The organism is Rhodovulum sp. PH10 (assembly GCF_000293785.1).
GTDB lineage: Bacteria > Pseudomonadota > Alphaproteobacteria > Rhizobiales > Xanthobacteraceae > Rhodoplanes.
In genome coordinates, this window is record NZ_AKZI01000082.1 from 1 (window position 1) to 19,093 (window position 19,093).

General features: G+C 60.9%; 23 protein-coding genes, 1 tRNA gene and 1 pseudogene. 10 read left to right on the forward strand and 15 right to left on the reverse strand.

What is annotated here, in order from left to right:
• The first annotated feature begins 283 nt into the window (after nt 1-283).
• Together A33M_RS24000 and A33M_RS13835 are read left to right on the forward strand one after the other, a co-directional pair.
• Nucleotides 284-356 (forward strand) — tRNA-OTHER (locus tag A33M_RS24000).
• 214 nt (nt 357-570) lie between these two features.
• Nucleotides 571-1,881, forward strand: coding sequence for a tyrosine-type recombinase/integrase (locus A33M_RS13835; protein ID WP_008388151.1), 1,311 nt, complete (start codon nt 571-573; stop codon nt 1,879-1,881).
• Nucleotides 1,882-2,374: 493 nt separating this feature from the next.
• On the opposite strand, the gene A33M_RS13840 is transcribed toward A33M_RS13835, so the two are convergent.
• The 4 genes and pseudogenes from A33M_RS13840 to A33M_RS13850 all read right to left on the reverse strand — a co-directional run bounded on the left by A33M_RS13840 (nt 2,375) and on the right by A33M_RS13850 (nt 4,146).
• Entirely contained in the window at nt 2,375-3,076 is a 702-nt protein-coding gene (locus A33M_RS13840; RefSeq protein ID WP_040620638.1) for a DarT1-associated NADAR antitoxin family protein, read from the reverse strand.
• Entirely contained in the window at nt 3,076-3,585 is a 510-nt protein-coding gene (locus A33M_RS13845) for a DarT ssDNA thymidine ADP-ribosyltransferase family protein (RefSeq protein WP_040620640.1), read from the reverse strand. The genes A33M_RS13840 and A33M_RS13845 overlap by 1 nt, the downstream gene beginning before the upstream one ends.
• Nucleotides 3,582-3,656: pseudogene (locus A33M_RS25385) on the reverse strand (hypothetical protein); the annotation flags it as partial. The pseudogene A33M_RS25385 and the gene A33M_RS13845, both read right to left, overlap by 4 nt.
• Before the next feature lie 10 nt (nt 3,657-3,666).
• Nucleotides 3,667-4,146, reverse strand: a complete 480-nt coding sequence (locus tag A33M_RS13850; RefSeq protein ID WP_008388154.1) for a recombinase family protein — start codon at nt 4,144-4,146, stop codon at nt 3,667-3,669.
• Nucleotides 4,147-4,301: 155 nt separating this feature from the next.
• Here A33M_RS13850 and A33M_RS24005 point away from each other — a divergent pair, with 155 nt between their 5' ends.
• Nucleotides 4,302-4,871: a hypothetical protein gene (locus A33M_RS24005; RefSeq protein ID WP_157223471.1), complete on the forward strand. Its 570-nt coding sequence runs from the start codon at nt 4,302-4,304 to the stop codon at nt 4,869-4,871.
• A gap of 18 nt (nt 4,872-4,889) precedes the next feature.
• Here A33M_RS24005 and A33M_RS23025 read toward each other — a convergent pair whose 3' ends face one another.
• Complete coding sequence (locus A33M_RS23025) at nt 4,890-5,456, reverse strand: hypothetical protein (RefSeq protein WP_083850459.1); 567 nt, start codon at nt 5,454-5,456, stop codon at nt 4,890-4,892.
• A 403-nt stretch (nt 5,457-5,859) separates the two neighbouring features.
• Here A33M_RS23025 and A33M_RS13855 point away from each other — a divergent pair, with 403 nt between their 5' ends.
• Nucleotides 5,860-6,393 (forward strand): hypothetical protein, encoded by a 534-nt coding sequence (locus tag A33M_RS13855; protein WP_040620641.1) that lies wholly within the window; start codon nt 5,860-5,862, stop codon nt 6,391-6,393.
• Nucleotides 6,394-6,816: 423 nt separating this feature from the next.
• Here the strand turns inward: A33M_RS13855 and A33M_RS23030 are convergent, their stop codons facing one another.
• Together A33M_RS23030 and A33M_RS24010 are read right to left on the reverse strand one after the other, a co-directional pair.
• Nucleotides 6,817-7,098, reverse strand: a complete 282-nt coding sequence (locus A33M_RS23030) for a hypothetical protein (RefSeq protein ID WP_192814120.1) — start codon at nt 7,096-7,098, stop codon at nt 6,817-6,819.
• A gap of 127 nt (nt 7,099-7,225) precedes the next feature.
• A complete protein-coding gene (locus tag A33M_RS24010; protein ID WP_157223472.1) occupies nt 7,226-7,720 on the reverse strand; it encodes a hypothetical protein in 495 nt (164 codons plus the stop codon).
• Between the two features lie 174 nt (nt 7,721-7,894).
• Between A33M_RS24010 and A33M_RS23035 the strand changes: the two genes are divergently transcribed.
• Nucleotides 7,895-8,140: a helix-turn-helix domain-containing protein gene (locus A33M_RS23035; protein ID WP_085977076.1), complete on the forward strand. Its 246-nt coding sequence runs from the start codon at nt 7,895-7,897 to the stop codon at nt 8,138-8,140.
• 169 nt (nt 8,141-8,309) lie between these two features.
• On the opposite strand, the gene A33M_RS13865 is transcribed toward A33M_RS23035, so the two are convergent.
• From A33M_RS13865 to A33M_RS13875, 4 genes are all read right to left on the reverse strand, one after another.
• On the reverse strand, nt 8,310-9,590 hold the full coding sequence (locus tag A33M_RS13865) for a type II toxin-antitoxin system HipA family toxin (RefSeq protein WP_008388157.1): 1,281 nt from the start codon (nt 9,588-9,590) through the stop codon (nt 8,310-8,312).
• Nucleotides 9,587-9,871, reverse strand: coding sequence for a helix-turn-helix domain-containing protein (locus A33M_RS23040; protein ID WP_083850461.1), 285 nt, complete (start codon nt 9,869-9,871; stop codon nt 9,587-9,589). The genes A33M_RS13865 and A33M_RS23040 overlap by 4 nt, the downstream gene beginning before the upstream one ends.
• Before the next feature lie 174 nt (nt 9,872-10,045).
• Nucleotides 10,046-10,270 (reverse strand): helix-turn-helix domain-containing protein, encoded by a 225-nt coding sequence (locus A33M_RS13870; RefSeq protein WP_008388158.1) that lies wholly within the window; start codon nt 10,268-10,270, stop codon nt 10,046-10,048.
• On the reverse strand, nt 10,260-10,913 hold the full coding sequence (locus A33M_RS13875) for a tyrosine-type recombinase/integrase (protein ID WP_008388161.1): 654 nt from the start codon (nt 10,911-10,913) through the stop codon (nt 10,260-10,262). The genes A33M_RS13870 and A33M_RS13875 overlap by 11 nt, the downstream gene beginning before the upstream one ends.
• A 759-nt stretch (nt 10,914-11,672) precedes the next feature.
• Here A33M_RS13875 and A33M_RS24015 point away from each other — a divergent pair.
• Nucleotides 11,673-12,134, forward strand: a complete 462-nt coding sequence (locus A33M_RS24015; RefSeq protein ID WP_157223473.1) for a hypothetical protein — start codon at nt 11,673-11,675, stop codon at nt 12,132-12,134.
• Here the strand turns inward: A33M_RS24015 and A33M_RS24020 are convergent.
• Both A33M_RS24020 and A33M_RS13890 read right to left on the reverse strand, forming a co-directional pair.
• Nucleotides 12,131-13,495, reverse strand: coding sequence for a hypothetical protein (locus A33M_RS24020; RefSeq protein ID WP_157223474.1), 1,365 nt, complete (start codon nt 13,493-13,495; stop codon nt 12,131-12,133). The two genes, A33M_RS24015 and A33M_RS24020, sit on opposite strands and share 4 nt — an antisense overlap.
• A gap of 231 nt (nt 13,496-13,726) precedes the next feature.
• Nucleotides 13,727-14,950, reverse strand: a complete 1,224-nt coding sequence (locus tag A33M_RS13890; RefSeq protein ID WP_040620649.1) for a hypothetical protein — start codon at nt 14,948-14,950, stop codon at nt 13,727-13,729.
• Nucleotides 14,951-15,063: 113 nt separating this feature from the next.
• Here A33M_RS13890 and A33M_RS24985 point away from each other — a divergent pair, with 113 nt between their 5' ends.
• The gene (locus A33M_RS24985; protein WP_237718381.1) at nt 15,064-15,651 is read left to right on the forward strand and encodes a hypothetical protein; all 588 of its coding nucleotides are present in this window, start codon (nt 15,064-15,066) and stop codon (nt 15,649-15,651) included.
• 62 nt (nt 15,652-15,713) lie between these two features.
• Here the strand turns inward: A33M_RS24985 and A33M_RS13905 are convergent, their stop codons facing one another.
• Nucleotides 15,714-17,405: a PAN domain-containing protein gene (locus tag A33M_RS13905; protein WP_157223476.1), complete on the reverse strand. Its 1,692-nt coding sequence runs from the start codon at nt 17,403-17,405 to the stop codon at nt 15,714-15,716.
• A gap of 22 nt (nt 17,406-17,427) precedes the next feature.
• Here A33M_RS13905 and A33M_RS24025 point away from each other — a divergent pair, with 22 nt between their 5' ends.
• The 3 genes from A33M_RS24025 (at nt 17,428) to A33M_RS13920 (ending at nt 18,683) form a co-directional block, all read left to right on the forward strand.
• Nucleotides 17,428-17,826, forward strand: a complete 399-nt coding sequence (locus A33M_RS24025) for a hypothetical protein (RefSeq protein ID WP_157223477.1) — start codon at nt 17,428-17,430, stop codon at nt 17,824-17,826.
• 90 nt (nt 17,827-17,916) lie between these two features.
• Nucleotides 17,917-18,180: a type II toxin-antitoxin system TacA family antitoxin gene (locus A33M_RS13915; RefSeq protein WP_008388167.1), complete on the forward strand. Its 264-nt coding sequence runs from the start codon at nt 17,917-17,919 to the stop codon at nt 18,178-18,180.
• Nucleotides 18,177-18,683, forward strand: a complete 507-nt coding sequence (locus A33M_RS13920) for a GNAT family N-acetyltransferase (RefSeq protein ID WP_040620653.1) — start codon at nt 18,177-18,179, stop codon at nt 18,681-18,683. The genes A33M_RS13915 and A33M_RS13920 overlap by 4 nt, the downstream gene beginning before the upstream one ends.
• On the opposite strand, the gene A33M_RS24030 is transcribed toward A33M_RS13920, so the two are convergent.
• Nucleotides 18,668-19,024 (reverse strand): hypothetical protein, encoded by a 357-nt coding sequence (locus tag A33M_RS24030; protein WP_157223478.1) that lies wholly within the window; start codon nt 19,022-19,024, stop codon nt 18,668-18,670. The genes A33M_RS13920 and A33M_RS24030 overlap by 16 nt on opposite strands.
• Nucleotides 19,025-19,093 lie beyond the last annotated feature (69 nt).

The following is a 19,093-nucleotide window of genomic DNA, read 5'->3' on the forward strand; positions in this document are numbered from 1 at the left end:
CCCGTCCGCTGGACACCACCTGGACGGCGCCTAACGGTGCCCCTCGGTGGGAAGAACCCGCGTTGCCGTGGTGCCACGGACGACTTGGACGGGTTGGACGCCCGAGGCCCTCTACGGCCGAGCATGTACACCCATCCGCATCGATCAGACTCGCCAGTAGGCGGCGCAGCGACGTAAGCCCACGTAAGCAGGAGAGAGCGAGTCGCAGCGCATGCGGTGGTCCTTGGTCGTAATGGATAACCATTATTACTTGCCCCCAAAGCGCATTTATTAGTCTACCATCGCCGCCTGACGCATTCAATTTAATTAGACTACGAATCTGGGGGTCAGGAGTTCGATTCTCTTCGGGCGCGCCACCTTACGCTCTTCACCCGCTCCAATCGGTTTTGAATACGGCGTGACCGGAGTGCCTCCAGCCGGAGGCACAAAAGTTGAAATTACAAAGAATTACAATTGGCTGGCTTCGGGCCGGCGATAGAATCCGGCCGTCCATCGCGGACCGGAGCGGAACCCTGTCGGCCAAATCGACCAACAAAACGTGCAACAAATCGTCCAACTCGGGAGGCGGTCATGCCTGACTTCCTCACCCGTCGGAACGGCACGTGGCATTTCGTCCGCCGGGTCCCCAACGAGTTCCGGGACCTCGACCCGCGCGGCATCGTCAAGCACACCACGAGAATTCGCGTCGCCTCCGACCGCACCGGTCGCCGAGCGTCGCGCGTCGCCATCCAGCTGAACGAGGCGCTCGAAGCCTACTGGCAGGAACTGGCCGCGCGGCGGTCGCTGCGCAAGAACAACTGCTACGAGGATGCCCGTCGCCGCGCCCGCTCGCTCGGCTTCGACTATGTCGAGAACGCCCAGCTTCTCATGCTGCCCGCCGAGCGACGGCTGGAGCGCCTCGAAGCCCTCGTGCTGAACGGCGTCGCCGACGACGCCGGTGCCCGGGCCGCCCTGCTCGGCACCGAGAAGCGGCCCCCCTTCCTGCTCTCGAAGCTGTTCGTGGAGTACGAAGCCGCCACCAAGGATGAAACCAGGGACTTCTCCCCGAACCAGCTTCGCGTCTGGCGCAACGGGCGCGAGCGCGCCCTGAAAGAGTTCGTCAAGCTGATCGGCGACAAGCCGGTGACGGACGTCACCGTCGATGACGGCATCGACTACTGCGAGTGGTGGCGGGACCGCGTGGTCGCGGGGGAGACGAACGCCAAGACCGCGAACAAGGCGATCGGACAGCTGAGCCGCATGCTCAAGGAGATGAACATCCGGCGGCGGCTCAATCTGCCGGAGATTTTCAGGGGCCTGCGCCTCAAGGGCGAGGTGGAGAAGTCCCGCAGCCCCTTCGAAGCGGAATTCATTCAGAACAGGCTTCTGGCTCCCGGCGCCCTCGACGGCCTGAACGAGGATGCGCGGCTGGTGCTCTATGTCGTCGCCGATACCGGCCTTCGCCTGTCGGAGGCCGTGAACCTGCGGCGCAATTCAATCCATCTGGACGCGCCGATCCCTTACGTGGAGGTACTGCCAGATGGAAGGCGGCTGAAGACCGAAGACTCGCGCCGCGAAATCCCGCTGGTCGGAGCGGCGCTCGCCGCACTGAAGCTCCGTCCTGACGGTTTTCCACGTTATCGGGACAAGGCGTCGTCCCTTTCGGCGGCGGTGAACAAGTTCCTTGGCGAACACGGCCTTCGCCCGACGGAGGACCACACGGTCTATTCATTGCGCCACAGCTTCAAGGACCGTCTGGTGGCAGCCGAAGCGCCGGACAGCCTCATCGACAATCTGATGGGCCACCGGACCGGCAAACCCAAATACGGCAAGGGGCCGCCGCTCGAACTCAAGCTCAAATTCTTGCAGGCGATCGCCTTCACGCCGCCTTCACCGCTGTAGGGGGTGCGTGACGCCGCCGTGCGCATTCACTGACCCCGTGAGCCGCACCCCGATGCCAAACCGCCGGGCCAATTCGGACGTGCGTCTCATCATCGCGCGGCGCGGGTCGAAAGGCAGGCCCGTGAAGCCCCAACTGGCATAGAACCCGCGGATATTGTCGTCGAGCGGATGCGTACCCTGCGGTGGTGGCGATACATTGAAGTCATCAAGAAATTTGTTGATTTTATCATACCCCTATCGAACTTGTGGTTCTCGTCCGATTTTCTGTAACCGGCTTGAGCGCCCCACCTCATCGCGGGCGCCGGGGCCGTCGTAGACCGTCGTATTGGCAGGACCGATGTGAGGTGTCGCGATGGATGATGACAGACATCAAGACAGTCACGAAGGTGAGCGCTACCAGCGAGTCGAGGTGATCACTGGGCGGCGGCGCCGGCGGACATGGTCGGCGGCGGAGAAGGCCGCGATCGTAGAGGAGAGCATCGTGGATCGCTGATCAGAACGAGAGTTGGCGATCCGACTCTTTCGCGATCCGGGAGCTTCCTTGCTCCTTCATCATCGTCACGAAAGATTCCGGGGACTTAATCGCGCCCTCAAGTAGACCCTTTTGCATCAGCGCAATAAACAATGCGCACGAGCGAGCTTGGCAATTGATGGACTTGCTTGGATTGAATTCAATATCAGTGAATCCGGCGTAGTTTCCTTTTTCCGTAAGCCGATTGTTTAGCCATTCCCGGTGGGGGTAGATCGCTGTGAGGTAGAGCCAATCATAAAAGACGGTCGCCGGGTGAAGCGGAAACCTGTGACCTTCGTATTCAAACCGGATTAGTCGGCCCGACTCCTGTAGCCGTGGATCGCGCTTCGCTGTCCTTGGGTCCATCTCGTAGAGATCGGTGTACGGCCCGCCGCGCTCAAACACCTTGCTTCCCTGAAAGGCGCTCTCAAGCGGGATTTCTCCCTTGCTGATTTGTACTTTTAAGTGGAAGGCGCTCAGATGCTGGCCTGCGACAACATCCGACTTGGTCGAAACCTCCAGCAATGGCTCGAATCCGCGCTGCGCAGCGGCTTCGTGTAACGCCTTTATGTTCTTCTTCTTCTGAACTGGCGCAAAACCAGAGGCCCACGGAATGCTCAGACTAATTTCCTTGACAAAGCCGGGCGCATCCTTTGCGGGAATGAATATCGGTCGTTCCGCCATCAGATGTTCCTTATGTGACTGAGAGGGATGCAGCACGGCACGAGAACCTCGTATTTCTCTGCCTGTTTCAGCCGCTGTTGAATTTCCGGGTTTGACCAGTCTGTCCGTGTGTACAAGACATGAAAATCTATAAGCTGAGCCGCCTCCGAAATCGGGACTGATTCAACGCCGGATTTATTTGAGACGTCATTCGTGAAACAAACGCCGTCGAATTGCATGACGGACGGATGAATCTCCAAGAAGATCGAATCTACGATCCGTCCTTCTTGTCGTGCCACGAACTCCATCGGATGACTGCTGCGAAAGCAGAGGTGGACGTAGCGGCCCATCCCCTTCAACTCATCCGCATCACGGCTCCATTGATTTCCACCAGCCGCCGGAATCTCTATTTTTTTCTCGACCAAGTGACTAAGTGGGTGGAGCCCGCCGTGCTGGCGGATCAGATCGAGGTTGCGGCGATCCGTGAAATGATAGAGGTGCGGAATCTGATCGAGCGTTGTAATGGTCATGAACTCAGCCTCGAAATCGTACTGTGCGCCACGTTGTAGGTGCGGGCGATGTCGCGCACTGGCACGCCCGCGGCACGGCGTTCAAGGGCCTCCCGGCACTGATGCGGGGTGAGTGAGCTTGGGCTTGCGGCCGAGCTTCACGCCGCGCGCCTTGGCCCGCGCGCGGCCCTCGCCCGTGCGGGCGCGGACCAACTCGCGCTCGAACTCGGCGAGGCCCCCCAGAACCGTGAGCATGAGGCGGCCGTGCGGGGTGGTGGTGTCGGCCCATGTGTCGTGGAGGGACCGGAAGCCCGCGCCGCTCTCGGCAATGGCGGCGAGGGTGTTGAGAAGGTCGCGGGTCGAGCGGGCGAGGCGGTCGAGCCGCGCGACCACCAGCACGTCGTCGGGGGCGAGGCCGGACAGGGCGCGCCGGAGCTGCGCCCGGTCAGTCTTGGCCCCGCTTGCCGTCTCGCGGAACACCCTGGCGCACCCGGCGGCGGTCAGCTCCGCCACCTGCGCCTCGACGCTCTGGCCGTCTGTGGAGACCCGTGCATAGCCGTAAATCATCCCGGCATTATGCACCGGACTTTCGCACCAGAAAAGCGCCCTTCAATCAGCGGCTTGGGTGTGGTGCGAAATTCTTGAATTTCGCACCACACCCAAGCTTAAACAAGTGGTAGCGCTTGCCCAAGAACGGCCAGTAGGTCAAACATGGCGAGTTGCGCTGGGGGGACACAATGCTAGATCAGGTAAGCAAGGAATGGATCACACTAATAGCAGCCGGAATCGCTGCCATATCCGGCTTGGTTGGAGTTTTTCTAAACATAAGAAATGCCGTTACCTTGCCACAACGGGGAGCGCTCCGGAAAATACTAGAAAATGACATTAATGGAATCTCTTCGTGCATATATCTTATTGTCGCTTATAGCAAAAAGATGTCCAACGCAAAAAGCGATGCGGCCTTTAGAAACTTTTTGAAGCTTGCCGAAGAGCAAAGACAGGTCCTAAACAAATTGCGATCCAACGCGAGATACAGCCTCTGGGGCCTCGACCAAGGATTTCGTGAATTGCGCTCCACCCCGATGTATATCTCTCATTATAAACACTCCCGCTCAGGCAAGGCGGCAAAGAAAATTATTTACATAAGCACGCGGTTGAGAGTTTCGCTCGATAGAGCCATTATTGCCGCCTATGTCGCCGGATTGCCTCCCGGTCGATGGTCTCGTTTGCAAGTCTGGTTTTGGGGATGGCGGTTGCGGACCTACTTTGCCAAAGGCCGTAAGCGCGCAGAGCCTCATAACTCGTGAATTTCTACCAAATCGCGATTACGCTACGTACTCATCGAGGCCTTGGCCCGCCTCGAGGGTTTCGACGTAGCACTCAAGATTATCCGCGATCTTCTCAAAGACGCGCGGGAAGAAAGGGATGATGTCTGCAAAAGCCGCAGCTTCGGTAGAAGGCCCTCCGTGGTAATAGCGCAGATGCCGAATAATATCTTCGCGTTCCGATGCATCTATCGCAAGAAATCCATCACGAACTTTATGGTCATGAAGATTTGATAAGTGAATGAACGCACAGCCGAATTTGTACACCGACGCCGTCCACCCGTGAAGGTGCTGAGCTAATTCGATCATTTCACGGTCGGTAACATGACCCTTCCCCGTACTCCGTTTCCAGCGGTGACCGTTGACGGAAGCGGTAATCAATTGCTGCCGATAATCATTATCAGGCTGAGCAAGAACGTAGATCACCCGAACCATTGAGTCGAGTTCCTGCCTAAGAATAGAAACGAGCTGACTTGGCGCATCGGCACACCCCAAAGCTTCTACGGCTCTTCGATGCTCCGCAGAACGCTCGCGAACTTGGCGACAGAATATTTCGAGATCGTTCATGTGTTGGCTCCGCTTGCCCCTCCTTGGTCCATCGCCTGCGCGAGGGGCGGGGGGGGCGCGAAAATCGCATAAAATTCCATTATGTCAAAATTTTCAAAGTGTTCGTGAAGTCCTCAAGGGCCAAAAGCACGCCCGGCAAGACCTCTCGCCGCGAATACTTGAATTCTGGGCCGCACCAGGCGGAGACGAATACTTGAACTCGGCCCGCCTAGCGCCGATTACTGTACCACAAGATGGTGATACCCCCCCACTCAAGCGTCAAGCCCGCAAGGAGAGCCCTGCCCCAAAGGGGGCGCTCGATCACTTTTCCCGCGTTCACGGTTTTGACTCTTCCGGCCTGAATCCGCTGCCCTGTAGCCTTCGCCAAACCCATGACCCGGCCGCGCTGCCGGAAGGAGGCGAAATGATGGACCTCTCGCGCCGTACCGTGCTGGAAGGATGCGCAGGTGCCGCCCTTGCGGGGCTGTTTCCCGGGGCTGCAAGCGCAACGCCCCTGCGCGAGATCGAAGAGATTTTCGGGCCGAAGCGCATGGCGAAGGTAGTCGCCATCTGGAACGGCGAACCGGCCGGCGACCTGCCCTGGAGCCTGGATGAATTCAACACCTCGCACATCCGGCTCGACCGGCTGCTTGATGCGACAGGACGGTTCCAGCTCGCACCAGCCTACCGGCGGGGTCTGACGCTGTTCCTGAACGGCGTCCCCGCCGTCGAATTCCTGATGGAAGTCGGTAAGCACCGCTCGGGCGTCGAACGGTCCACCTTGTGCATGGCGGCGCGCTTCGGGCTGACGCCACAAGGCGCCCGCTTCGCCATGGTTTTCAATACAACCAGAGACTACCGGATCAGACTGTTCGTAGAGGGAACTTCGGGCGCGACGGGCTGGGAAAAGGGCAGCATCCCCCTGCTGCCTCCGGACCCGATCCTGATGAAGGTCTGAGGTCCTATCCTCGCTCGCTTGACCGGTTTCAAGGGGCGGCCCTGCCCCGCGCCTTCGTCGGCGGGCGGGCCGCTGTGGAAGGGCACTGCCCCGCGCGCCGGACGCGCGGGGAGACGGTTCCCGGCCCTGCCCCGGCTCGGGGCGGCCTCACACGCCTTGAGGCCCTCCAGTGCCGCCCGCTCCTCGCTCCGCAGCGCCTCGACGATGGCCGTCACCTCCCGCCGGTCGGCGTAGTGCAGGGCCGCCGCGATCTTCGCGGCATAGAGGCTGTGCAGCGCGGCGCGCTGGCGCCCGCGAGAACGGAATGCAGCCTGACGGAACACGCGGGGCGGATGGTCTGGCCTTTCCAGCCGCCCGGTTATCGGTCCCGTTCCCTCTCGCGGTCCCGGCGCGCCATGTCCGGCGCTTGGCCGACAGGCCGAGTCACCGGACCGGCAAGCCCGAATATGGCAAGGGGCCTTCGCTCGAACCCGGATGATTACAGCCGATCGCCTTCACGCCGCCCTCGCGGCTGTAGGAGGCCAAAAGACGGCGGGCGCGGTCCTTGACGCTCTCCTTGCGCCGAAGCTCATCAAGCTCGGCCTCGAACTTCTCGTACATGGGGAGGTGCGCATCGCCATCGAGCTCGATGAAATAGGCAAGCAGGAGCAACGCGCGTTCCATGCGTTCGACGAGAGCGTTCTGCTGCGGTGCATGTGCGGGCATGGCGTTGGTCTCGTCCTCATGCCCTAAATGGATGCCGATGGTGGAACAAGGCGACCAATCCCACCTAGCATCGCCGCGTGCGTCTCCGTGCGGAAGATTCCGCCGCGTGTGCGGGCCGGTGGCGTGATCACATCGTGGCGGCGGGCGGCCGGCGGCGGTTGCGTGGCTTGCGTCCACGGCGGACTGGCGCCGGGTTTGCTTCCGAAGCGCCGTCGCTTCCGGCCGGAATCCTGTCGCCGGTGAAGGCCACAGCGAGCACCGTCTCCGGAGCCGCCACGAGCAACTTGCTCTGGGCATTGCCATCGTGATCGCGCCAGACAAGGCGCGTCACATAAGGTTTTGTGGGCGTGAACCCTTCGGTCGGAGTGAAGGTTTCGACCCAAAAACGCACCGCGGGATTCACCGCAATTCCGTCCTCATCAATCAGCCGGAATTTGTGTTCTTCGGCAAAGGCGGCGACGCTCTGCTCCGTAAGAACGCTCTCTCGGTTCACCTGCACGACGCGGGCCTGATAATTCCGAACCGTCTGAATTTTCGGATTTTCGCCGGGACTGTAAGGCTCGACAAAAGCTACTTCGTCGACGGGAACGAGACGCTTTCCTATCGTGAACATGTTGGGCATGGCGATTTTCTCTTCAAATGGTGGATGTCGCGCTAAAGAAGCGCGAAAACGATCGCACGACCAGAGTCCTTCTTTGTTGGAACCAATTTATTAGTTGGCTTGGGAGAGTGACTCATTTACCCATTTCAAGCCCACGCAAAGATCAGGGAAAATCGAATGGATGAGTCACGGCCCATGCATCAGGTATCGCCAAAAACGGATGCAGCGCTTGTCGGAGACCTTCTCTGCGGAGGCGAAGCGATCGCTGAATTTCTTTTCGGGGACCGGAAATTCCGCCGCAAGGTCTACAATCTGGTCGAGGCGGCGCGGCTTCCGACATTCCGGCTCGGGAATAGCATCTATGCCCGAAAGAGCGTTTTGCTCGACTGGATTGCCGCACAGGAGAAATCGCAAACGCAAAGCCTGTTCCGGGCGCGGTGATCAGGCCGCAGCCTCAGATACATGCGTCGATTATCGAATTGGCCGACCCCCAATCGCGTCAAGCCACTGATCTTACGACATAGTTCTATCGACGTGAGCGATTTGGCCGATCACCTGGCCGATCTGGCTCACGGCTCGAACATCACCGCCAACGGCAGGTCCAGAACCGCTACGCGCCGCCGAGAGACTTCCGGCACGCAGCCGCGCGTTCGATCAACTGCTCCGTCAGACGGTCGATGATCGGCGCGTCGAGCCCCTCCTCGCGCGCGCGAACGCGGGCGGCGTTCGCCTCGTCGGGAAGCCTCTTGGCCATCGCGGTGAGCCGCTCGATCAAGCCCTCGGCATCGACGCGCATCTCGCGCGCGAACTTCTGCCACTGACGCAAGGCGACAAGGCCGAGCTTGTATTCCCCGCCGATCTTCATCGCGAGCTTGACCTTGCGCAGGTCGAACTCCTCATAAGGAAGGATGCTCGCCACGTCGTAGAGCGGCGCAAGGCGGACACGACGGCTACCGAGAAGCAGCGCGTAGTTCTTCGCGTGCGCGTCGGTGCCTCCGATCAGCCAGTTGAAGCCGAGCGCGTCGATGAATGTATCGATATCGGCTTCGCGGTCTGTCGAATAGGTGCGCAAGAGATGGACAATGTCGTAGGCATTTGGCCCGCCTTCATTCTGGTATTTCCTGGTCGGCGGGATGCCAAGGGCCTGACACGCATCTTCCTGGTGCACCCGGATGAGGTCGTTGCCTCTGCACTGGCGGTCGTAGCGCTCGACGACAATGGCAACCTCGTTCTTGAACGTCATGACGCTCGACTGCGCGGTCGGCAGGCCAAGATTCCGCGCCAGTGTGAGACAGATATGCTCGTTCTCGGCGTGGCCGTCGAAGTGCCCGGTCGGCGGCTTGAGGATATGCGTGGTCGGCAGACGTCCCGAGGGAATGCCCCAACGCCCGTTCTGCAAGAGCAGCGCCGTTTTGGGCTGGGCACCCGCCAGGCTGAACTGCCCGGCGTCGCGCGGCAGACGCCATGCGGCGTGGTCCTTGCGCAGGGTTTCAAGCCGCCTGGCGATGTCCGCTTCGTCAAGCCACTCGACCGTGTCGTCCTTCGCGCCGCGGAGTGCTGCGAGCCGTTCGGGCGTCACGAACTGCACGGCACCTGCGCAATCCTCCCCGACATGCGAGATGAGGGCAAAGACGTTACGGGCCGAGACCTGAAACTTCGCGGCCCAGCGCGCGAGCACCTGCTCGCTATCAGGCAGGAGACCCCAAAGGAACGCTTCGGTCACGGCGCGGCCATGCTCCTTTGCGCCGAGCGGCATCGACAAAGAGAGAGGATAGGCGTCGGCTGCCGTTCGCCATGCGTCGTCGTAAAAGAACTTGATGCCGCCGCGCGCATCGCGCTGCACCCGCCCGACTAATTTGCCGTCAAGAAGAGCGACAAGCTCGCTGGTCATGGCTTCGCCTTTCTGGCGCTGGCCACGATGGCGTCGATATCGACGCCATCCGAAGGCGGCTCATTTGTTTCTGGTCCGACAGTCGCATCGAGGCGGATGCCGAGAATATCGATGGCTCGAAGCACCAGCGCGAGTTCGGCACGTGGATGGCCCCGCTCGACCTCGATCACCCACTGGCGGCTCGCGCCAATTCGCCTGGCGAGAGTCGCCTGATCGAGCTTGAGATGCTTGCGCCGGTCACGAATGACAGCGCCAAGATCGGCAGGTGTCCGGATGAGCATGGAACGTCCGAAAGTCGTCGAACGAAGACATTATCACATGTCGTCGTTCGATGACAATATAAAATGTCGTCGAACGACGACTTTAGTGAGACAACGCGTATACATCTGACTCTACTTGATTTTTCCCCCATGAAGAGGGCACGCCATCCTGGCGAGAAGCTCGAAAAGCTATCGTCACCCCTCGAACATCACCTCGAACGGCACGTCCAGCCTGCGGGCGATCAGATAGAGACGGGAGGCGGTGATGCGGTTTTTGGCCTTCTCGTATTTCTGAAGCTGCTGGAAGCGGATGCCGATGGCGTCGGCCAGCTCGGTCTGCGATAGGCCGCGTTTTAGCCGTTGCTGACGGATGTTCCGGCCGATCAGCCGGTCGAGCGCGTCGGGTTGCCTACGGGGCATGCCTTCTCCTCGCACCCGAGCCCGTCGGAGGCAGGCTTTCGGTCGATCGCCAGAAGCGCTCGGCCATCGCGGCCTCCTCGGGGCCGCAGGCATCGGCGTAAATCGCGGTGGTGCTCATGCGGGCATGGCCCAGCCAGCGCTGCACGAGGTTGAGCGGCACGCCCGCCTGAAGCCCGCCCACGCCGAAGGCGTGGCGTAGCCCGCGCGGGCAAGCCTGTCGGCCCGCAATGCCGCTGCGGCGCATCACCAGCCTAATCAGCCGCCATGCCGTGACGCGGTTCCAGGGCCACAGCCGTTGTTGCGCCTCGTTCTGCCGCTGCTGCGTTCGCGCCAGGGCGAAATGCGCATCAAGCGCCCGCATCAGCGCGGGCGGAATGGGCACCTCGCGCACCACCGGCCTGCGACGCTTCAGCGTATTGATGGCGACGATGCCGCTCTCGATCTGAAAGGACGATGGCGTGAGCGCCAGCACCTCGCTGACCCGCGCGCCGGTCCAGGCAAGGGTGAGCGCGAAGAGCGCCCGGCCGGGGTCCAGCCCCTGCATGGCAGCCAGCACCCGCTGCCGCTCCATGCGGTTCAGATATTTGCGTGAGCCGTCACGGCCATAGAGGCCCGGCACGGGATCGCGGGCGACGCCGGTCATGGCGGCCAACTCCTCGCGGCTGGCCGCAACCGAATTGCTCATTGTGTTGCAGGCCAATTCGCCCGCGACTTCCGGCATTTCCGAACAGCGGACGCATCCTCGCGATGTGACCGCGCCTCTCCAAGCATTCAATATCACGACTACAGCACAGCCGCAACGTAATGAGCAATAGTGTTTCGCCCATGCTTCGTTAGCGGCACGTAAGACGAACGCATCGACGGCTCCATCCGTCGTTTCGCTAGAGGATGCTCAAGCCATGCGGGATGATCCTCTTTCCTCTACTCGCTTCAGCGAAGGCCGAACGCCTTTGCCCACAAAACGAAGCTTCACGTATCTGGATTCCAGCTCGCGCTCGCCCTCGGCTCGCTTGGTTGGAATGACGTCAATACCCACAAGGCGTCATGCCCGCGTCAGGCGGGCATCCACGCGCTTAAGGCGCGTCCGGGCCGACATGACTCCCCCCGAACCCTTTAAAAAACCCGCTGCCGAAATCAATTGTGGCGCGACGAGGCATGTCTTTATGCCCATGCCGCAGGGCCCGGCAAATTGACCAAATAAAGCAAAATAAGGCGCCGATTTAACTTTTAAGTATTCGATTTATGCCTGAAATGTCCGTTTTCGCAGAAAACGCCGCTATGAAAGCATTTCCCCGGCCGGTAGTAAAGTATTCACCAGCGCTGAAAGTGTTAAACATGGCCTTTTTATGCTATAAAACAAAGATTGGAGTTGATCGGTACTTTCTCCGAAAAGGAGTCCGCCATGCCAGTATCCGCACCCACTTCCTTGGCTAACAGCGCCAAAAAAACCGTTCGCAACTTTGCTCTTGCTGCAGCTGTGGCTGGCAGCGCTGCCGGGATGGTCGGCAGCAGCCTTCCGGCTCAGGCCGCCGAACCTACCGAGCTTTCCTATTGCAACGGCCTTGAGGGCGGAGACTTCGCAGTCTGCGCCAGAAATGTGCTGAAAAGCCGTCAGGAGAAATATAAAGGAATTTCAGCGGGCGCTCAGGAAGAATTAAAACAAGTACTGAAGGAAAACGGGCAGATACAGAGAGAGGTAGCCTCTCTACGTAATGAGGATTCTTGTCTTGATGACCTGATGGCAATTGCGAAAAAAAACCAAGCGGGAAAGATTCTGGTTGTCAGAACGTTGAACGGAAAGTCCATCAAGGAAGTGCCTGCTTGCAGCGTTCTAGAGGCTATACGTGATGGCCTCCATCTCTAAGCCGGGACCGGGCCTGACGGTTTAGAGGCAGATACAGTTCGCGTTTTTGGTTGAGCAGGCCCGCTTTCTTCTGGCTTTGTTTTTGCTGACTCCGCCGCTTTAGGCGTGGCCGGATCTGGAGCCGCCTTCTTTGAGTCACTCTCCTGTTTAGCTCCAGTCGGTTTGCTCTCTTCTCCAACGCTTGGCTTACCAATTACGCCATCGTCGGCTTTCGGTTTATCAAGGCTGACGTCCGCCAATAAACTGGCAAGGGAATCTGCCTTGGCATCAACCCGTTCTGCAATTTGACGCTGTTCCGCAACCAGAGCATCGCTCTTTGCTGCTGCAGCCTCCAGCGCAATTACGTCACTTTCGGCTTTCTTCTTCAGCTTGAGCGTTTCTTCCTGTTCGGTGTGGAATTCTTTCTTCATGCCACGGCGGAATTCCTCCACTTCCGGATGTCCGGGCCGGATTCGATCCAACCGTTTGTTAAAACGCTTCTTGGCGGCCGCTCCGCCGTCGCTCTCGATCAATTCCTTGATCGCGCCTGTCGCTTCACGCTTGGCCGCCGGATCACCCTGCGTTAAACCCTCATAGTTCTTTTTGACGCTATCCACATGCTCTTTGTGTTTCTCCGGATCGCCGCCATTTCTCAAGTAGAATTCAACTTCCTTCACCGAATCCCGGGCGCTCAACCCGATTGATTTGGTCAACTTCTCGTAGGTCTCTTTCTCCATATGGACCTTCGCAAAGGTCTCAATCGCCGCCGGGCCCAGCCGCAGCAGCTCCGGCGCCGACACCGTCCAGCCCAAGCCAAGGGTCGTCGCAAAGGCCCGCATCTCGGCCATGCCTTTGGGCGTGTTCCAATAGGCAGGCCCCTGCGCCATCGGGAGGCTGTCGTAGGCCGCGCTGCTGCCCGAAGTCTCGCTTTCTTGGCTGCTGCTATTCCGCGTGAGAGCTTGGTTGAAGGCCAAAAGCATGCCGATCCGCGCCAGCTCTGCCGGTTTCACGTCATCGCCGTTCTTCACGTTGTCGCGCTGCTCGGGCGTCATATTGCTCATGGCCATGCTGACGCCGGAGGCCGCAACGGCAGACAATTCACCTGCGCCCGGCGCCATCGAGGCGATCTGGCTTGACGTCAGCCCTTGCGTGCGCGCCTTCACATAGGCGGCGACAATGTTGGCGAGAGCGGAAGGCGGGTTCGGGTAACCGGCGGCGGCGAAGGCCAGTTGCACCGATTGCATGGACTTCAGATTGCGAAGCGTATCTTCGCTCTCTGGCATGGAACGGCGAGTGTCTTCGGCCATCCATGCCGCGCTGCGCGTGCCATAGGCGGCCAGGCCCCGGTCTTCGCGCAAGGCGGAGGGTTCGGAAGCGCTCATCTCCGGCCCCCGGATTTTTCGTGTTGCGCGCCGCACGCGGTAAACAAGTTCATATGCAAGCTCTTACAAATTAATTTGTTAACCCATAAAGTCACTGAAATTACTGATATGATAGGCGCATGAGGTTAATGCGCGCTAAATTAGTTTCATGATTTAACGTGATTTTAACCGATGACGGTACGACTTTGGTTTACGTGCCTTAACGCTTCCGCGCCGCTTCCGGGTCGTGTTTCAAGATGGTGGCTCGATTCGCTCGCCATTCGACCAGAATTCCTCGTAATTCCGTGATCCGTCACGGGCGCGAACAATACGTGCCGGGCCCTCCAGCGGGTTTCGGTGCAAGTTCCCTTCAAGGTGGTACTCCGTGATTTCTTCGGCCCAGTCACTCGGATGCCATGTGAAAGCGGGGCCATCCTCTCGATGCAGCTGCCCTCTCACACAATAACTGGCGCTCGTCTCCTCGCCTTCTGCGGACCAGAGGATTTCGGCCGGGCCGGAGGCGGGATCACGGTGGCGCTTGCCGTCCTCGACATAGATTTCCCTTATCTTTCGGCCCGTGGCATCATAATCGGTCACTGCCGGGCCTTGGCGGGAAGACCGGTGAATCTGCCCGTGCCAGAACCAGCCCTCGCGCCGGACCCGGCGATTTTCGGGCTCCCATTCCTCTTTGTACTGGGCATCAATGCAGGCAGGACCGCCTAAGCGGTGTAGCTTGCCTTCGCAGAACCATTCCTCGTTCAGGGGCTTGCCGGTTGCCTGGTCGCGCACTGAAAATGCGGGACCGTCGTCTTCGTCCCGGTGCAAAACGCCATTCAGGCAATAACGGGTGATTTCATGGTCTCGCGTCAAAATGCGGGCGGCCGGACCGAGTTTTGGCGGACGGTGCAAAAGGCCGTCGGAGAAGAAATATTCGCGCAGAATTGTATTGTCGGGCTTGGCGACAAGATAAGCGGGCCCGTCCCGGTAATCGCGGTGAATGCTATGCTCGGTGTGGTACAAAATGACGATGTCGCCCTCCAGCGTCTCCTGAACGCTCAGACAGGGAAAATCGCGCGGCCAGCCTTTTAGCCCAGCCTCAATCGCATCGGCTTCGGGGAACAAGAGGCGAGACGGGCGGCCTGCTGCAAGGTCGGCCTTCCGGAAAGCCTCTCGCAGCAAATTCGGCATGCTGATAGGCTGCGCCGCAAGGACCGCCTGATCGAACAATTCCAATATGATATCGCCAAGAGCGTAATAGTCGTTGATGCGCCTGACGGCTTCTCCGGAAATATCCAGGCCGGGAAAGGAAGCGCCGATGGGCGATACCGGATGGCTCAAAGCATTGTCGATGACGAGCTTGCAGGCCTGATCGGTGACCTTGATGCCTTTGCTGGCAGCAAGGCTCTGGGCAAAACGCTCCAGACTTGCGCGGGCGATGTCAGGGAACTCGGTTTTGGAATTGTCGTTTATTGGCATGAATCGCATGTCCACTGCCTTTTATAAAAGCAGCGCGACCATCAGTTTTAGCAAAGACAGGAAACGGATTTGTTAATTAGGGGAAGTGTTGGCTTAATCCAGAATCCAACGCCTTGATTTTATTGATATACCGGACCGAGCTATCGGGCAGGAAGATCATCCATGATCTGGTGCGGGGAACGCGGATCGAGCACCGGCAGGGCGGCAATCTCGGCACCGACGGCGAGCATCTCGGCAATGCTCATGCGGTGACGGGCGCGCGGCGGTTCGGGAGAAATCCCTGCTGCGCGGGCGCTCTCCTCGATGGCGCGGCGGATAGCTTCCTCCACAGGAACGCCCTGCGCAGCCGCAAGGCGCTGCGCGAGGCGGGTAATTTCAAGAGGAAGATCGGACATGTTGGGCTCGTCGCGCAGGCAAGCAACCCCGCCCACGAAAATGGTTCAAGCGTCCCTGAGATTCAGGCGAGCCTCGATCCGCTCCAGGCGCGTGTCCATCTGGGCCTGGGCCGTTTCCCGGCGCAGATCGTCCCTATGGAGAGCATTGATGTCTTCCCGCATACGGAGAAGTTGGCGGGTGTGATCCGCAAGCCTGTTTTTCAGGTCGCCCTGCCCGGCCTGAAGCTGCTTCACTATTTCGTAGATAATGTCACTGGTATTTTCAGACATGAAAGCATAATGCAAGAAACTGGGTTAAGAATGTAGTTCTTTTAATGAAAAAATATAAACGGAAGGGCACTGGCCGATGAATTTGACTTCTCCGAACCCTAACGTTCCCCCGCGATCCAACCCGTGGCGTCGCGCCGCTCGCGAGTCCGTCCGAAAAGCTGGCAAGCCGACCGGCCGTCCGGACCTGCGGCATTGAACGCGAAGCCCACGCATTCGGCGAGCGGACGGCATTTCGCCGCGCAGGCATTGATGGTCGTGACCTCGTAGGAGGACTGCGGCAGGCCTGGAACCGAGCCGCCCGTCAGGGTCGCCTCGCAGGTCAGGTCGAAGCCGGTGACCTTGACCGGTCCACCCGGACACCAGGTTACGGGTTTCGGCGGTGGCGGAACGGCGAATGCGGTGAGCTTTGCGATCTCGGCGGGGCTCGGCGCCTGACCGGGAGCAAGATCGAGGACCCGCTCTCCCGCCAGGTACGAACGGTCGTTGGCGAAGACGAGAGGGGCCTTGAAGGTGGAGCAGCGGTGAAGCTGGTCGGCACGGCCCTTCCAGTACCACTTCGTCCAGGCGAAGGCGTCGCACTTGTCCTCGACGCAGGCCAGCGCGCAGTCGAGGAAGGTCGCGGTTTCGAGGACGCGGATGTTGGTGCCGTTCATCCGGGCGTCGTCGCGCAGACGATAGCCCATGCGGGCGAGAAGCCGGGCATATTGCTCCCGTTCCATGATCGCGCGACTGGCCGCCAGTTCTTCACGGTCGCGCCGCTCGGCCTCCTGCTCGCGCGCTTGCCTCTCCCTGTCCTCGGCCTTCCGCTGGGCGGCAACCACGCGGTGCGCAACATCCTCTTCGGTTCCGGGAGATGGTTTGTCCGCGCCCGCACGCCGCTCGGCGCCGTCTTGAACCGGCTTCTGGTCCGTGCCCTGCCGTCCGGTGCCGGGCGGTGGACCGGCCGGGGATGGCGACGCTCCTTTCCGGGACGGCGCTTGCGATGGTGCCGGACCCGGGACGGACGGGATCGACCAGATATACATCCCGAGCCCGATCATCACCGCCGTCACAGCGAGCGGCCCGAGGGTTCGGAATTGGTGATGCCGGGAAGCACCGTCGGACCGCCCGGGCAGGAGATGTTCGTCCGGGACTCCGGCCCCCGCTCTGCCGGGGTTTTCCCTCATCGGCCGGGGCCGGTCGGGCAGATTTCCGGGCTCGAGCCTGCTGCCATTCGGCTTGCCGCCGAGGCAAACGAGGCTTTGATTCTTCTCCGTTTTCCTGTCTTTTCCGGAGCTTTCCGGGGAAACATCTCTGGTGCTTGATGCCTCGCCATCCGGTGCATCGCCCGGGGGAGGCAACAGAAGAACGTTCGACCGCACGAAGGGCCACAGGCGGGAGAACGGCTTGCGGGCCTTGCGGGCCCGGCTGTTTCGGAGCGCCTCGGCGAGTTCGAGCCGCGCCTCGTCCCAGGCCGGGTTGTCGCCGAAGAGCTCCCGTTCGAGTGGGATCACGCTGTCGGGCAGGTGCTTGTCGGCGATCCAATTGCGCAGCGTCCGCTCGGTGACGCCGATCAGTCCGCAGATGGCTCCCGGCTCCCATGCGCGGCCCGCCTTGGCGGCCGGGCTTCCCCTGGGCCGGGTGCCGTAAACGAACAGATGCCAGTAGACGAGGTCGCCGAAGCTGTAGTCGGTGCGCTCGCGCGGGAGCTTCTTCGAAATCCGGGGCATTTGCCGAACTTTTCGCGCCGTATCGAGGCTGACTTGCGGTTGTGGTGCATACTTTTCGCAGAAGCCGCGCTCTTGATCCACCGGTACGATCGGAGGTCGAGCGATGTCCACACAACGACCCTATGGCAATGGCGCGGATGCGGCGGATCGCGGGCGTCCGCGCGCGACGGCGGACGACTGCTTCGAGGCGATGGTCCGGCATCATGGCCGCACGCGGCAGCGAATCCCGAACGACGCGCCGAGAGGAGAGCCTGTGCGCAGCCCATCCCTCGACGCGAGACCGTCCGTCGGCGACGGCGCCGAAGTTGAAGGGGACATCATCTACGGAGCAAGGGCGATCGCCCTGTTCATCTTCGGCGACGGCGGCAACCGCGCCCGGCGGCGCGTGTTCAATCTCTGGGCCCATTACCGCGACCGGAAGGAGCATGCCGGTTTCTTCAAGCTGAACGGGGCCGTCTGCCTCTCGAAAAGCCAATGGCGGGGGTTCCATGGACTGCCGTGAAACAACTTGATTTGTACGGTTATTTACCGTACATTATAGAGGCCAAACGAAAGAGAGGGCCGTATGATGCCCGAAGAACAGAACCGAACAATGCGCCTCGAAGCGCGGATTGCACCCGACGTTCTGGCGGCGGTGAAGCGCGCCGCCGAAATCCAGGGCCGCAGCGTGAGCGACTTCGTGGTGGCGGCGGCGCAGGAGGCCGCCCATCGCACCATCGCGGACACGCAAATCGTCCGCCTGTCGCTGGAAGACCAGCGCGCCTTCGCCGACGCGATCATCAATCCGCCGCCGCCGCCGCCCGGCCTGAAACAGGCGGCCAAAGCCTATCGGACGCTGATCAAGGAATCCCGGTGACCGCCGGTTTCGTGATCGAGCCCCTCGGGGCCCATGACCGCCGGGGGTTCGCAAGCGGCGTGGACGCGCTGGATCGCTATCTCGCCACACAGGCCTCGCAAGACGTCAAACGGCGGGTCAGCAACTGCTTCGTCGCCCTCGATGATGCGGGCCTGATCGCCGGTTACTACACCCTGGCGGCCTCCAGCGTGCTGCTGACGGAGATGCCGCCGGAGACCGCCAAGCGCCTTCCCCGCTATCCCCTCGTTCCCGCCGCGCTGATCGGGCGTCTCGCCGTCGATCGACGGTTCCGCCGCAAGGGGCTCGGCCGGGCGCTCGTCATGGACGCGGCAGTTCGCGCCGGGGGCTCCGACCCCGCCATCTTCGCCCTGCTGGTCGATGCCAAGGACGACGCTGCCATCACCTTCTATCGGCACAATGGCTTCCGGAGCTTCGCAAGCAAGCCGCATTGTCTCTTCCTGCCCGTCGCCACGGCGTTACAGGCGCTTCAGGACGACAGCTGACGGCGGCTCGTCAGGGCACAGGATGGCCGACGTGATCGAGGCTGCGAGGTCCGACCGACAGGCGGTTCGGAGCATTTCGGGCGGCCCCGTGCACGCATCATGGCAGCCGCAAGCGCGGCCCTTTTCCCGGCTCGTATCGTGGCCCGAAGGATGGCAAGCGCGGCGTCACGCTCCTGCCGAAGGGCAGCAAGGGCCGAGACCTGAAGCTCGCGGGGCATATCAAGCTCGACGGCGGCGAGTCGCGCCGCAAATTGCAGCATGAGCTGCGCGAGCGCCGCCCCGAGCATGGCTTCGAACGCGGCGGCGATGTGCGTGCATTCCACGGCGACCGCCTCGCCCATGGGCCGGTGACGATTGCGGGGCTGGTCTTGCGACCCGGGTCCGGAGGCGCCCCTTGCCCCGGACCCGCG